Source organism: Methylobacterium nonmethylotrophicum (assembly GCF_004745635.1).
Taxonomy (GTDB): Bacteria; Pseudomonadota; Alphaproteobacteria; order Rhizobiales; family Beijerinckiaceae; genus Methylobacterium; species Methylobacterium nonmethylotrophicum.
Window position 1 is genome coordinate 222,638 of the sequence record NZ_SRLB01000009.1, and the last position, 13,857, is coordinate 236,494.

The window sequence follows — 13,857 nt, forward strand, 5'->3', positions numbered from 1 at the left end:
GCTCATTCCCCGTCGATCTTGGCGCCGATGATCGCGATGGCACGCTGATACACGGAGGCGGCGTTCCAGCCCTGGATCGCCGCGAAGTTCGGCTCGCCGGGCTGGTAGCCGGCGCCGGCCCGCCAGCCATGGGCCTTGAGGAAGTTCGCCGTCGAGTTGAGCGCCACCGCGGCGTTGTCGAGGCTGCCGCCGGTGCCGTAGTTCAGCACGTTCTTCGGCAGGAACTGGGTGTGGCCGACCTCGCCGTGGGCGGCGCCGCGGGTGCTCGCGGTCAGGATGCCGCGATCGACCAGGGTCAGGGCGGCGTAGAGCTGGTCGGTGAAGAAGGCCGAGCGGCGGCAATCATAGGCCAGCGTCGCCACCGCCGAGAGGGTGTTGACGTTGCCCTTCACCGCGCCGAAGCCGGTCTCCATGCCCCAGATCGCCAGGAGCGGGCCCGGCGGCACGCCGTAGCGCTGCTCGATCGAGTCGAACAGCGCGGCCTGCGACCGCTTCATCGCCCGGCCGCGGGCGATGATCGCCGGCCCGCCGCGCTTGGCCATGAACTGCTCGAGGGAGAGACGGAAGCTCTTCTGGCCCCGGTCCGCCGCGATGGTGGCGGAGGAATAGGAGGTGCTCATCAGCGCCGAGATCGCGGCGGGGCTGGCGCGCCCGCGGGCCTCATCGGCGAATTCCCGCTTCCAGGCCTCGAACCCGGCGGCCGAGTTGCCGCACTGCGCGGCCTCGGCGCCGCCGGCCAGCACCGCGAGGCCCGCGGCGATCAGGGCCTTCCGGTAACCGCTTCTGATCATCCCAAACACTCCTTCGGAGCGCGCCGCAGGCCTCGGGACGTCGGGCCGCCGCGGCTCCCATTCCGGCAATCGATGCCTGCCCGGTGGGCGACGCTACAATGCGGCCGTCTGCGGAATCTTTACGGCGGAACTGCAACGCGCCCGATCCCGGCTGTTCTCCTGGGGGAAGCGTGGCCGGGATCATCAGGCGGGCAAGTAGCGCGCGGACCGCACCGGAAGGAGAAAAGTCCGCGCCTGTGTCCGTCCGGCCACGCACGCGGCGTCAGGCGGACAGCCCGAAGATCGCCCGCGCCTCGGCCGGGCTGGCAGGGGCGCAGTCGAGATGGGCGAGCAGGCTCACGGCCTTCTCGACGAGCGCCGCGTTGCTCGGGGCGAGCTGGCCGCGGGACAGGTAGAGATTGTCCTCGAGCCCGACCCGGACGTGGCCGCCGGCGGTGGCGGCGAGCGCCACCATCGGGAACTCCGCCCGGGAGATGCCGAACCCCGACCACACCGCGTCCCGGGGCAGGCGGTCGCGCATCTGCAGCAGGGTCTCGGGCGTCGCCGGCGCCCCCCACGGGATGCCGAGGCAGATCTGGAACAGGGGCGGGGAGGCGAGGTGGCCTTCCGCCAGGAGGTGACGGGCGAGCTCGATCTGGCCGAGGTCGAACACCTCGATCTCGGGCTTCGCCCCCGCCTCGCGGATCAGCGCCGCCATCGCCCGCAGGTGGGCGGGCGTGTTCATGAAGGCGTGCTCGCCGAAATTCATCGTCGCGACGTCGAGCGTGCAGATCTCGGGCTTCAGCGCCGTGACGTGCCGGGTGCGCGCCTCCGGCGAGGCGAGGGTGGTGCCGGGCCCCGCCACGGACGGGTCGGGATCGCCGGCGACGAAGCGGCCGCCGGCCCCGGTGGTGAGGTTGAGGACGACGTCGGCGTTCCTCTCGCGGATCCGCTCCACCACCTCGCGGTAGAGGGCCAGCTCCATGCTGGGCCTGGCGGTCTTCGGATCGCGGACGTGGATGTGGACCACCGCGGCGCCGGCTCCCGCCGCGTCGAGCGCCGATTGCGCGATGGCCTGCGGGCTCACCGGCACGGCCGGGTTCTTCGAGGGCGTGTCGAACGAGCCGGTGAGGGCGCAGGTGATGACGGTCTTGCGCGACATGGGAGCCTCCCTCAGAGCATGCCGCCGTCGACCACCAGGGTCTCGCCGGTGACGTAGGCGGCGCCGGCGGCGAGGAAGAGCATCGCCTCGGCGATGTCCTCGGGCTTGGCCAGCCGCGCCAGCAGCGTGCGCGACAGGGTCTCGGCCTTGCGCTCCGCCGGCCAGGTCTCGGTCCAGGGCGTCTCGACGAGGCCCGGCGCCACGGCGTTGACGCGCACCTCCGGGGCGAGCGCCCGGGCGAGGCTGCGGGTCAGGTTCACGAGCCCGGCCTTGCTCGCCGAATAGGCGATGCTGGAGCCGCGCCGCCCGAGCCCGGCCACCGAGGCGGTGTTGACGATGGCGCCCTTGCGCCGGCGCAGGGCGGGGGCGGCTGCGCGGGCGCAGCGATAGGGGCCGATCAGGTTGGTCGAGAGGATCGTCTGCCAGAAATCCTCGGTCATCGCGTCGAGGTCGGCGAAGTCGATCGGCGTGGTCGAGGCCGGGGTGCCGGCGTTGTTGATGAGGATGTCGAGGCCGCCGAGGGCGTCGATCCCGCGCCCGACCATGGCCTCCGCCTCGCCCGGCAGCGCGACGTTGCCGGCGAGCGCCCGGACCTTCAGCCCCTCGGCGGCGAGGCGCGCGGCGGCCTCGGGCCCCCGGGCATCCTCGGCGAGGTGGTTGAGCACCACGTCGGCGCCGCACCCCGCGAACAGGGTGACGGCCGCGAGCCCTATCCCGGAGGCGCCGCCGGTGACGAGCACCGAGCGCCCGCTCAGATCCGCTTTGATCATTGGAGTTTCCACCCTGCGAAACGGTGTTTCGCGGAAGAGTGGCAGGGGCGGGCGGGGCTTGTCCAGCTTCGTTCGTGCATCGGGGGTTGCGCTGGGAACGCGGCCCCCATGTGCGACGCCCGTCCGGCCTCAATCGACGATCCCGAGGGCCCGCATGCGCGCGATCGTCTCCATCAGCTTCGGGCCGGTGTCGCGGCGCAGGACCTCCTCGGTCAGCAGGAAGGCCGGGCCGCTGATGTTGACCGCGAAGCGGCCCCGGCCGCCCGGGGCGTGGATCGGCGCCGCGACGGCGTTGATGTCCTGGTGCCAGATGCCGACGCCGACGCAGAAGCCGTGCTCGGCGATCTCCTGGGCGCAGCGGCGATAGGTCTGGTCGAGCCGCATCCCGTCGGCGCCGTCCCGGCGCAGGCGGGTGAGGAGGGCGTTGCGCTCGGGCTCGTCGAGGCTCGAGAGCGTCGCCATGCCCATCGCGCTGCGGGCCAGCGGCAGGCGATAGCCGACCTCGCTCGACAGGACGATGCGCTGGCCCTGGCCGCGCCAGAGCTGGACGTAGACGCTCGACAGTCCGTCGAGGAGCCCAAGCGCCACATGCGCCTGCACCGCGGTCGCGAGGTCCTGCAGGAAGGGCTTGACCATCTGCGGGAACGAGTTCTGGCGCAGGAAGGCGGCGCTCAGCGCCAGCACCGCCGGCCCGAGGCCGTAGCGCTCGCCTTGCGGGTCGTGCACCAGGTAGCCGAGGGACAGGAGCGTGTGGGTCAGGCGCGAGACGGTGGGCTTCGGCAGGCCGGTGCGGGCCGCGATCTCGCGATTGCCCAGCATCTCGGCCGCGTCCCGGAAGGCGCGCAGCACCTGGAGGCCGCGGGCCAGCGCGGTGACGAACTGCCGGTCGCCGTCCTCGGACTCCGCCGCGTCCGGGGCGACCGGGTCCCGGGTGGTCGCGCCGGCGCGCGCTGCCATCGCCTGTGCCATGCTGCCGCCTCCCCGTCGCCCGCGGCTGGTCCGCCGTGGATCCCTCACAGGGTGACGACACGGCGCCGGCTCGGCAACATGTTTCGCGATGCGGATCACAATTTCGCATCTTGACCCATCCCGGACACGAAGGCAGTGTCGGGCCAAGCGGGCGCGGACCCGCCGGCGACGCCGAACGCGGCGCGCCCCAACGATCCGGAACACGGGCCCGGAACGTCATTCCAGGAGGACGCCTTGGTCAAGACCCTCGCGCGCATCACGGCCGCCGGCCTCGTCGCCCTGGCGGCCTCGACCGCGCTCGCCGCGCCGATGAGCCTGAAGATCGCCTTCGTCGATCCGCTCTCCGGCGGCGGGGCCAGCACCGGCGAGGCCGGGCTGAGGACCTTCCAGTTCATGGCCGAGCAGATCAACGCCAAGAACCCCGACCTGAAGTTCGAGGTGACCGGCTACGACAACAAGCTCAACCCCCAGGAGAGCCTCGTCCAGATCCAGAAGGCGATCGATTCCGGCGCCCGCGTGATCGTTCAGGGCAACGGCTCCTCGGTCGGCGCCGCCATCATCGACTTCGTCGGCAAGTACAACGACCGCAATCCCGGCAAGGAGATCCTCTATCTCAACTATGCCGCGGTCGATCCGGCGCTGACGAACGCGAAGTGCAACTATTGGCACTTCCGCTTCGATGCCAATTCCGACATCAAGATGCAGGCCCTGACCAACTACATCAAGGGCAAGCCCGAGGTTAAGAAGGTCTACCTGATCAATCAGGACTATTCGTTCGGGCAGGCGGTGCGCGCCGCCGCCCGCGCGATGCTGAAGGAGAAGCGGCCCGACATCCAGATCGTCGGCGACGAGGTGGCGCCGCTGCAGAAGGTCAACGACTTCTCGCCCTACATCGCCAAGATCAAGGCCTCGGGCGCCGACACGGTCATCACCGGCAACTGGGCCCAGGACATGGCGCTGCTGCTCAAGGCGGCGGGCGATGCCGGGCTGCAGGCCAACTTCTACACCTATTACGGCGGCGGCGCCGGCGGCCCGACAGCGATCAAGCAGGCCAACCTGCCGGACCGCGTGTTCCAGATCGCCGAGGGCTACGCCAACATCGAATCGAAGGCCGGCCACGACTTCGAGACCGCCTTCCGCGCCAAGACCGGCCAGGAACTGACCTATCCGCGGGTGGTCAACCTGATGAACATCCTCGCCAAGGCGACGCTCAATGCCAAGTCGACCGACCCGAAGGCGGTCGCCAAGGCGATGGATTCGATCCATAACGACACGCTCTACGGCAAGGACAGTTTCATCCGCCCGGACGACCACCAGATCTTCCAGCCGATCTACATCTCGCGCTTCGGACCCGTCGACACCGCGAAGGTGCTCGACAGCGAGAATACCGGCTGGGGCTGGACCGGGACGGGCGAGGTGAGCGCCCAGGACACGCTGCTGCCGACCACCTGCAAGATGGACCGGCCGAGCTGACGGCGAGGGGATGGGCGGCGCCTCGGTTCGACAGGGTGCCGCACCGCTCCGGTTTGCTCACGACCGTCTCCCGTATCTCCGTCCGCTGACGCTTCGATCGCCCGGGAAAGGGCGAGCCTGACACTCCAGGGCCGGCGGGACACGCCTGTCGGGTACCCCGCATCCCGGCCCCGCCCCGGCAGGAGACCCCCGCGTGCTCGAACTCGTCATCATCTCGACGCTGAACGGCGTGCTCTACGGGATGCTGCTCTTCCTGATGGCGAGCGGCCTGACCCTGATCTTCAGCATGATGGGCGTGCTTAACTTCGCGCATGCCAGCTTCTACATGCTGGGCGCGTTCTTCGGTTACCAGATCAGCCGCTTCACCGGGTTCTGGGTCGGCCTCGTCGCCGCCCCGGTGCTGGTGGGCGGTCTCGGGGCGCTCGTCGAGCGCTACGGCCTGCGCAACGTCCACCGCCACGGCCACGTGCCGGAACTCCTCTTCACCTTCGGCCTCGCCTACGTGATCGAGGAGGTGGTGCAGATGGTCTGGGGCAAGCTGCCGGTCGACTACCGGGTCCCGGCGATCCTCGACTTCCCGGCCTTCACGGTCTTCGGCACCAACTACCCGGCCTACAAGCTGTTCATGCTGGTGATCTCGGTGGCGATCTTCATCGCGCTCCTGGCGGTGCTGACCCGCACCCGGGTCGGGCTGATCATCCAGGCCGCACTCACCCATCCCAACATGGTGGCGATGCTCGGCCACGACGTGCCCAAGGTGTTCATGCTGGTCTTCGGCGTCGGCACGGGGCTGGCCGCGGTCGCCGGCGTCATCGCCGGGCCGGCGCTGGTGACCCAGGCCAACATGGCGGGCCTGCTCGGGCCGATCCTGTTCGTCGTCGTGGTGGTGGGGGGCTTAGGGTCCCTCACCGGCGCCTTCGCGGCCTCGCTCTTGATCGGGCTGGTGCAGACCTTCGCGATCTCGCTCGACGTCTCGGTCGCCAGCGTGCTCCAGGCTGTCGGCATCACCGCCGCGCCGTCGGGCGGCGTGCTGGGCGATCTCTGGAACGTGACGATCGCCCAGGTCGGGCCGATCATCCCCTACCTCCTGCTGGTCCTCGTGCTGATCGCGCGGCCGACCGGCCTGCTCGGGAACCGCGAAGCATGAGCGACCTCGCCGACATCGCGCCGTCCGGGACCCTGGCGCAGGCTGGCGCCCGCTCGTCGATCCGCCCGCGGGGCGCGAGCCTCGCCGCCCAGGTGCTGCCCTGGCTCCTGGCGGCCGGGATCCTGGTCGCGGCGCCCCACGTCTTCACCAGCGGCACCGCGCTGACCATGATGAGCCTGATGGGCATCATGGTGGTGTTCTCCCTGTCCTACAACATGCTGCTCGGCCAGACCGGGCTCCTGTCCTTCGGCCACGCGGTCTATTACGGCTTAGGGGCCTTCTTCACCGTCCACGCCATGAACGTGGTGGCGGCAAACCGCTTGCCCGTGCCGCTGCCGCTGATGCCGATCGTCGGCGGGCTCGCCGGCCTCGCCTTCGGGATCCTGTTCGGGATGATCTCGACCCGGCGCGCCGGCACCGTCTTCGCCATGATCTCGCTCGGCATCGCCGAACTGGTCTCGTCCGGCTCGCACATCCTGCACAGCTTCTTCGGCGGCGAGGAGGGCATCACGGCCAACCGCACCAAGATGCTGCGGCTGTTCGACATCGGCTTCGGGCCGCAGATCCAGGTCTACTACCTTATCGCCGCCTGGTGCCTGATCTGCGCGATCGCGATGTACGCCATCACCCGCACGCCCCTCGGACGGCTGTGCAACGCCGTGCGCGAGAACCCGGAGCGGGTCGAGTTCCTGGGCTACGAGCCGCAGACGATCCGGGTCACCGCCTTCTGCCTGTCGGCGATGTTCGCCGGCGTCGCCGGCGCGCTGGCGGCGATCAACTTCGAGATCGCCAACTCGGCCTATCTCGGGGTGCACCAGTCCGGCGTCGTGCTGCTCGCGACCTTCATCGGCGGCATCGGCACCTTCGTCGGCCCGGTGGTCGGCGCCGTGGTGGTGACACTGCTCCAGGTCTCGCTCAGCGACCTCACCGAGATCTGGCAGCTCTATTTCGGGCTCCTGTTCATCGCCATCGTGATGTTCGCCCCCGGCGGCATCGCGGGCCTCGCCCTGATGCACGGCCCGCTCCTGCGCGCCGGCACCGCCCACCGGCTGCTCCCGGCCTACCTGCTCGCGCTCGGTCCGTTCCTGCTCCTCATCGCCGGCACCATCGCGCTGATCGAGATGGCGTTCCGGGTGCTCGTGAAGGCGTCCGAGGGGACCGAGATGAGCCTGGCCGGCATCCCGCTCGACGCCGCCCGAATCCTGCCCTGGCTCGTCGCCGGCGCGATGGCGGCCGGGGGGGCGCTCGCCCTGCGGGCCGTGCTGCCGCGGGTGGCGGCCGCCTGGCACGAGGCCTCCGCCGCCGCCAAGGAGAAGCTGGCATGAGTCCCGGCAGCATGAGTCCCGGCAGCACGAGCCCCGCGATCGCGCTGTCGGGCGTCCACAAGAGCTTCGGCCCGGCCAAGATCATCAACGGCGTCGACCTGAGCGTGCCTGCGGGCGAGCGCCACGCCATCATCGGCCCGAACGGCGCCGGCAAGTCGACCCTGTTCCACCTGATCAGCGGCCGCTTCGCGCCGACGAGCGGCACGATTCGGCTCGAGGGCCGCGACATCACCGGCTGGCGCCCGGCGGCGATCAACCGGGCCGGCCTCGCCCGCAGCTTCCAGGTCACCAACATCTTCCCCAAGCTCACCGTGTGGGAGAACGTCCGCAGCGCGGTCCTGCGGGCGATGGGCCACGGCCCCTCGTTCTGGCGCGGGGTCGAGAGCCTGCCCGGGGTGGCCGAGCGCACGGAGGAGATCCTGTCGCGCATCCGCCTCGGCCACCGCGCCTCGGTGGCGGCGGGGCTGCTGGCCTATGCCGAGCAGCGGGCGCTCGAGATCGGCATCGCGATCGCGAGCGACGCCCGGGTCATCCTCCTCGACGAGCCGATGGCCGGCATGAGCCACAGCGAGAGCGAGCACGCGACCCAGCTCATCCGCGAGGTGACGACCGGGCGCACGCTCCTGATGGTCGAGCACGACATGGCGGTGGTGTTCGGGCTCGCCGACCGCATCTCGGTCCTGGTCTACGGCCGGATCATCGCCACCGACACGCCCGCCCGCATCCGGGAGAACCGCGCCGTGCAGGAAGCCTATCTCGGCGTCGCCACCGGGGAGCAGGCCGCGTGAGCGCCGCCCTCGCGATGCCGGCCGTTGGAGCAGCGCCCGCCCTCCTCGAGGTCGAGGACCTGCACGCCTATTACGGCAAGAGCCACATCCTGCAGGGGGTGAGCTTCCGGGTCGGCGCCGGCGAGATCGTGTCGATCCTCGGCCGCAACGGGGTCGGCCGCTCGACGACCCTCAAGGCGATCATGGGCGACGTGCCGCCCCGCGGCCGGATCCGCTTCAAGGGCCAGCCGATCGCCGGCCTGAAGCCCTACGCGGTCGCCCGCCGGGGCCTCGGCTACGTGCCGGAGGAACGGGCGATCTTCCCCAAGCTCACGGTGCGCCAGAACCTGGCGCTCGGCGAGAAGAGCGGGAAGCGCGGCGGGCGCTGGTCCTATGCCGACATCTTCCGGCTGTTCCCGCGGCTCGAGGAGCGGATCGACACGCCCGGCGGCGTGCTCTCGGGCGGCGAGCAGCAGATGCTCACGATCTGCCGCACCCTGATGGGCGATCCCGACCTGATCATGATCGACGAGCCGACGGAAGGGCTCTCGCCCCAGATGGTCGCCCGCGTCGCCGAGATGATCGGCGAGATCGCCGCCCGCGGCGTCTCGGTGCTCCTGGTCGAGCAGAAGCTCACCATTGCGCTGAAGCTGTCGCAGCGCCTCTACGTGATGGGCCACGGCCAGGTGGTGTTCGAGGGCACGCCCGCCGCACTCAGCGCCAACGAAGCGGTGCGGCGGGAGTGGCTGGAGGTCTGAGAAAAACCCAGGCCGGAAAATCCAGGCCGAAAAATCCACGTCACTGTCCGGATATCTCCCTCCCGCGACCTCATCCTGAGGACACGGGAGGGCCATCACGAACCGGGCCTCGAACGGGGTCGCTCGATGCGAACCGGTTCGAGGCCCGATCCGATCAAGATATCTTCACGGGACCGACGCCGCCATCGGCACCGGCATTCGGCCTGCTCAGCGCACGCCGAGCAGCTCGACGTCGAACATCAGCGTCGCGTTCGGCGGGATCACGCCGCCGGCGCCGCGGGCGCCGTAGCCGAGGTCGGGCGGGATCACCAGGGTGCGCTTGCCGCCGACCTTCATGGTCGACAGGCCCTCGTCCCAGCCCTTGATGACCTGGCCGGTGCCGACCGCGAAGTTGAGCGGCTGCTTCCGGTCGAGCGAGCTGTCGAACTTCGCGCCCTTCTTGCCGTCCTGGTAGAGCCAGCCGGTGTAGTGGACGCTGACGGTCTGGCCGGTCTTCGGCTGCGGGCCGGTGCCGACCACCTCGTCCTTGTACTGGAGGCCGGACGGGGCGGTGGTGAACGACGCTGCGGAGGCTGAGGCGGTCATGGCGATCGTGAGGGCTCCGACAAGGGAGAAGGGCGAACGGCGCATCGGGAAGATCGTTCCTGTTCGTGAGGCCCCGGAGGTAGGGCATCGCCGGCCGGACCGGAAGCCCCGGTCAGGCAAGCGGCAGCGCCTCCGGATCGATCGCCCCGCCCTCGGCCCAGGCGAGGAGCAGCGCCCGCACCGCCTCCGGATCGGCGAGGCGGTGGCGCGCGACCGTCTCGCCGGGCCCGACCCGCACGCTGATCCCGCCATCCTGGTTGACCGGCACGAAGGCCTTCTCGTCGGTGAGGTCGTCGCCGATGAACACCGCCCGGCGCCCCGCATAGGGCGGCTCGCGCAGGAAGGCCCGGATGGCGTGGCCCTTGGTGGCGCTGGCGGGCAGGATCTCGGCTACCGCCTTGCCGCGCTGCAGCCGGTAGGCATCGCCGAGCGCGCCGGCGACCAGCTCGATGGCCTCCTGCGCACGGGCGGCGGCGTCCTCGCCGGCGAGGCGCCAGTGCACGGCCACCGAGCAGCCCTTGTCCTCGATCAGCACGCCGTCGAGGTCCGCCACCGCCTGCTGCAGGGTGCCGACCCCCTCGCGCAGGGCCGGATGCGAGGCCGGATCGCCGCCCACGATCCGGCCGCCGAGGCGCTGCTCGACCCCGTGCAGGCCGCCGACATCGAAGCGCTCCGGCGCCAGGAAGCCGTCGATCGTGGCGATCGGACGCCCGGTCACCAGCGCCAGCGCCCCTCCGAGGCGGGTGCGCAGCCGTTCCAGGCCGGAGGGGAGGGCGGGCGGGACCACGACCTGGTCCGGGCGGGGCGCGATGTCGACGAGGGTGCCGTCGAAGTCGAGGAAGAGCGCATAGGCGGACTCGGTCAAGGGATCACGTCTCCCGTCGCTGCCGGAGGTCGCCGGACGAGACGCCGCAACCGGCCCGGGCGCCGCATCGGATTGTCGCGTCGCACCCGGACATCGCGCCGGCCCGCCGCGGCGGCGGCGCGAGGGGAGCTTCGTGAGCTGCACTTAAACCGCAACCGGCCTCGCGGAGCAAAGCGGGGAAGAGCCCGGCGGGACGGCATCGTGTCGCGGGCCGGTCACGGCCGCAGCAGCCGGACAGCAACGCGCCGCGTTCTCGCTGACGGTTGTCCTAGCGTTGCCCCAGCTTCGAGCCGCCTGCCTCACGCTCGCCGGGAAGCTTTGGCAACCGGCGCATCCGGGGCGGTCGTGGACGTCGACGCGCCGCACGGCCCGCCAATGCTCGCGACCTGGCGCCCGGGCCCGGCGAAATCGCAGTGTCTAACAGTCATCTCCTAATAGGATGTCACGCGGTAACCTTTGATTCAAGCCCGTATGCTTTTTGATAGGGGGGACGGTCTCGTGGGCGGCCGGCCCGAACGGGGTGGACGCGCAGTGCGCAGGATGCAGACGATCGTCGACCTGTTCCGGGTCGACAGTTCCAACCCGGACCTGATGCGGGCGCAGATGCGCGCGCTGCACAACCAGGTGCCGCTTCTCTACGCCATCCTGGGCATCAACTCGACGGCGGTCGCGGTCACCTATCTGGGCGTCGCGCCGGACCGGATCACCCTCTACCCGCTCGGCGCTCTCCTGACGGTGTGCGGCCTGCGCCTCGCGCTGTGGCTGCGCCGGCGCCACCTCCCCATCGACGAGGAACGGACGCCCGCCAAGCTTCGCACCACGGTGGCGCTGGCCGGCATCCTGGCGGCGGGCTTCATGTCCTGGGGCGTCGCGCTGATGCAATACGGCGACGCCTACGCGCAGGCGCACGTGCTGCTCTACGTCTCCACCACCATGATCGCCTGCGCGTTCTGCCTCGCCCATCTGCGGGCCGCGGCCCTGCTGGTGACGGCGATCGTGGTGATCCCGTTCTGTCTGCATGTCGGGAACACCGACAACCATGTCATGCGGGCCATTGCCCTCAACCTGCTGATCGTCGGCGGCGCCCTCGCCTTCGTGCTGGTGACCTATCACCGCGACTTCACCCGGCTGATCGGGCAGCAGGTCGAGCTCGAGCGGCTGAGCCGGGAGAACCTGCGGCTCGCCAACCTCGACACCCTGACCGGACTGCCCAACCGCCGCAGCTTCTTCGCCTCCCTGGACGAGGCGGCGGCGGAGGCGGAGGGGAGCGGCGAGCCTTTCGTCGTCGGCCTCGTCGACCTCGACGGCTTCAAGCCGGTGAACGACGCCCACGGGCACGGCGCCGGCGACGCCGTCTTGCAGGAGACCGCCCGCCGCCTTCTGGGGGTGGTGGGAGAGGCGGGCGTGGTGGCGCGCCTCGGCGGCGACGAGTTCGGCCTCATCCTCCGGAGCGTGAACGGCGCGGCCGCGATCGAGCGCGTCGGCACGGCAATCCGCACGGCGCTCGCGGCGCCGTTCCGGCTGCCCCACGGCGGCAGCGCCCAGATCGGCGCCTCGATCGGTTTCGCGACCCGTCCGGAGGCCGGCCGCAAGGCGGCTTTGCTGGTCGAGCGGGCGGATTACGCCCTGTACTACGCCAAGGCCCATCACCGGGGCACCGCCGTGCTGTTCAGCGTCGAGCACGAGACCCAGCTGCGCTCGCAGAGCGTGATCGAGCAGGCCCTGCGCCACGCCGACCTGTCGCAGGAGATGGCGCTGGTCTACCAGCCGATCGTCGACGTGCGCACCGGCCGCACAGTGGCGTTCGAGGCCCTGGCGCGGTGGACCAGCCCGGATGTCGGGCCGGTCTCCCCGGCGGTCTTCGTGCCGATCGCGGAGCGTTCGGGCCTCATCACCCGCATCACCGAGGTGCTGCTCGGCCAGGCGCTCGCCGCCGCGAAGGCCTGGCCCGACCGGGTCGCCCTGTCCTTCAACCTGTCGATGGCGGATGTCGCCTCGCCGCAGGCCGCCGCCGGCATCGTGGCGGCGATCCGGGCGAGCGGCCTGGCGCCCGGGCGGGTGATCCTGGAGGCGACCGAGACCGCGCTGATCCAGGACGTGGCCCAGGCGCAGCGCGTGCTCGAGACCCTGAAGGCGAACGGCATCGCCATCGCGCTCGACGATTTCGGCACCGGATACTCGTCCCTGAGCTACGTCCACCGCCTGCCCATCGACAAGCTCAAGATCGACCGCAGCTTCACCAGCGAGATCACCACCGACCGGGCCTGCCGCGACATCGTGACGTCGATCGTGGCGCTCGCCCGCAACCTGACGCTCGATTGCGTGGTGGAGGGGATCGAGACCCCCGAGCAGGCCCGCCTGCTGGAGAGCCTCGGCTGCGTCCTGATGCAGGGGTACCATTTCCACCGGCCGATGGGCTTTTCCGACACCCTGCGCTACCTCGACGCCGAGGCGGTGCGGTCCATCCGGGCGGTCCAGGCCGTCGCCTGACCGCTTCGGTTGCGCCCGGGAGGAAGGCAGGGGCGATGCTCACCTACGCGATCGGCGACGTCCACGGGCGCGCCGATCTCCTCGGGCTGCTGCTCGCCCGGATCGAGGCGCACCGCGCCGGACGGCCGCGCCGCATCGTGTGTCTCGGCGACGTCATCGACCGCGGCCCCGACAGCGCCGGCGCGGTCGCGCTCCTGCGGGAGCTCCAGGCCCGGGAGCCCGGGGCGGTGACCTGCCTGATGGGCAACCACGAGGCGCTGCTGCTCGATGCGGTCGCCGGCGCCCGTCCCGACCTGTGGCGGATCAACGGCGGGGCTGCGACCCTCGCCTCCTACGGCGTCGCGCAGGCCGGCGACCTGCCCGACGACATCGTCGCCTGGATCGCCGCCCTGCCGACCCTGCACGGGGACGCGCAGCGCTGGTACGTCCATGGCGGCCTCGACCCGGCGCTGGGCGCCGAGGCGAGCGACCGCGAGACCCGGCTGTGGATGCGCGAGCCGTTCCTCTCCGCCGGCCACGATTTCGGCCGCCACGTCGTGCACGGGCACACCCCGACGCGGACCGGGCGGCCGGAGCTGAAGGCCTACCGCACGAACCTCGACACGGGCGCGGTGTTCGGCGGTCCCCTCACCGCCGGCGTGTTCACCGAGGAGCAGGGGCCGCCGGTGGAGATCCTGGCGGTGCGGTAGGGCGATCGTCGGACAAGGATTCGCGCAGTTTCTCAGAGCTTGTTTGATTACTAAAACTGCATCGCACAGGTCTGTTCCGTCCCAGCC

General features: G+C 70.8%; 13 protein-coding genes. 7 read left to right on the forward strand and 6 right to left on the reverse strand.

Annotated features, from left to right (window positions below; all coding sequences use genetic code 11):
• Positions 1–2 precede the first annotated feature (2 nt).
• The 4 genes from EU555_RS14325 to EU555_RS14340 all read right to left on the reverse strand — a co-directional run bounded on the left by EU555_RS14325 (position 3) and on the right by EU555_RS14340 (position 3,671).
• Positions 3–791 (reverse strand): lytic murein transglycosylase, encoded by a 789-nt coding sequence (locus EU555_RS14325; RefSeq protein WP_135415311.1) that lies wholly within the window; start codon positions 789–791, stop codon positions 3–5.
• A gap of 262 nt (positions 792–1,053) precedes the next feature.
• The gene (locus EU555_RS14330; RefSeq protein ID WP_135415312.1) at positions 1,054–1,932 is read right to left on the reverse strand and encodes a beta-keto acid cleavage family enzyme; all 879 of its coding nucleotides are present in this window, start codon (positions 1,930–1,932) and stop codon (positions 1,054–1,056) included.
• Between the two features lie 11 nt (positions 1,933–1,943).
• Positions 1,944–2,702, reverse strand: coding sequence for an SDR family NAD(P)-dependent oxidoreductase (locus tag EU555_RS14335; RefSeq protein ID WP_135415313.1), 759 nt, complete (start codon positions 2,700–2,702; stop codon positions 1,944–1,946).
• Between the two features lie 129 nt (positions 2,703–2,831).
• Entirely contained in the window at positions 2,832–3,671 is an 840-nt protein-coding gene (locus EU555_RS14340) for an IclR family transcriptional regulator (protein WP_135415314.1), read from the reverse strand.
• Between the two features lie 234 nt (positions 3,672–3,905).
• Here EU555_RS14340 and EU555_RS14345 point away from each other — a divergent pair, with 234 nt between their 5' ends.
• From EU555_RS14345 to EU555_RS14365, 5 genes are all read left to right on the forward strand, one after another.
• Complete coding sequence (locus EU555_RS14345) at positions 3,906–5,144, forward strand: branched-chain amino acid ABC transporter substrate-binding protein (protein WP_135415315.1); 1,239 nt, start codon at positions 3,906–3,908, stop codon at positions 5,142–5,144.
• Positions 5,145–5,337: 193 nt separating this feature from the next.
• Positions 5,338–6,291: a branched-chain amino acid ABC transporter permease gene (locus tag EU555_RS14350; RefSeq protein ID WP_135415316.1), complete on the forward strand. Its 954-nt coding sequence runs from the start codon at positions 5,338–5,340 to the stop codon at positions 6,289–6,291.
• The gene (locus EU555_RS14355) at positions 6,288–7,616 is read left to right on the forward strand and encodes a branched-chain amino acid ABC transporter permease (RefSeq protein WP_135415317.1); all 1,329 of its coding nucleotides are present in this window, start codon (positions 6,288–6,290) and stop codon (positions 7,614–7,616) included. Before EU555_RS14350 ends, EU555_RS14355 begins: the two co-directional genes overlap by 4 nt.
• Complete coding sequence (locus tag EU555_RS14360; RefSeq protein ID WP_245524300.1) at positions 7,613–8,404, forward strand: ABC transporter ATP-binding protein; 792 nt, start codon at positions 7,613–7,615, stop codon at positions 8,402–8,404. The genes EU555_RS14355 and EU555_RS14360 overlap by 4 nt, the downstream gene beginning before the upstream one ends.
• A gap of 14 nt (positions 8,405–8,418) precedes the next feature.
• Positions 8,419–9,141: an ABC transporter ATP-binding protein gene (locus EU555_RS14365; protein ID WP_135415368.1), complete on the forward strand. Its 723-nt coding sequence runs from the start codon at positions 8,419–8,421 to the stop codon at positions 9,139–9,141.
• A gap of 207 nt (positions 9,142–9,348) precedes the next feature.
• Here EU555_RS14365 and EU555_RS14370 read toward each other — a convergent pair whose 3' ends face one another.
• Positions 9,349–9,771, reverse strand: coding sequence for an FKBP-type peptidyl-prolyl cis-trans isomerase (locus EU555_RS14370; protein WP_135415318.1), 423 nt, complete (start codon positions 9,769–9,771; stop codon positions 9,349–9,351).
• Between the two features lie 67 nt (positions 9,772–9,838).
• A complete protein-coding gene (otsB, locus tag EU555_RS14375; protein ID WP_135415319.1) occupies positions 9,839–10,591 on the reverse strand; it encodes a trehalose-phosphatase in 753 nt (250 codons plus the stop codon).
• A gap of 540 nt (positions 10,592–11,131) precedes the next feature.
• Here otsB and EU555_RS14380 point away from each other — a divergent pair.
• Positions 11,132–13,081: a putative bifunctional diguanylate cyclase/phosphodiesterase gene (locus EU555_RS14380; protein ID WP_167858547.1), complete on the forward strand. Its 1,950-nt coding sequence runs from the start codon at positions 11,132–11,134 to the stop codon at positions 13,079–13,081.
• 35 nt (positions 13,082–13,116) lie between these two features.
• On the forward strand, positions 13,117–13,770 hold the full coding sequence (locus EU555_RS14385) for a metallophosphoesterase family protein (protein ID WP_135415321.1): 654 nt from the start codon (positions 13,117–13,119) through the stop codon (positions 13,768–13,770).
• Positions 13,771–13,857 lie beyond the last annotated feature (87 nt).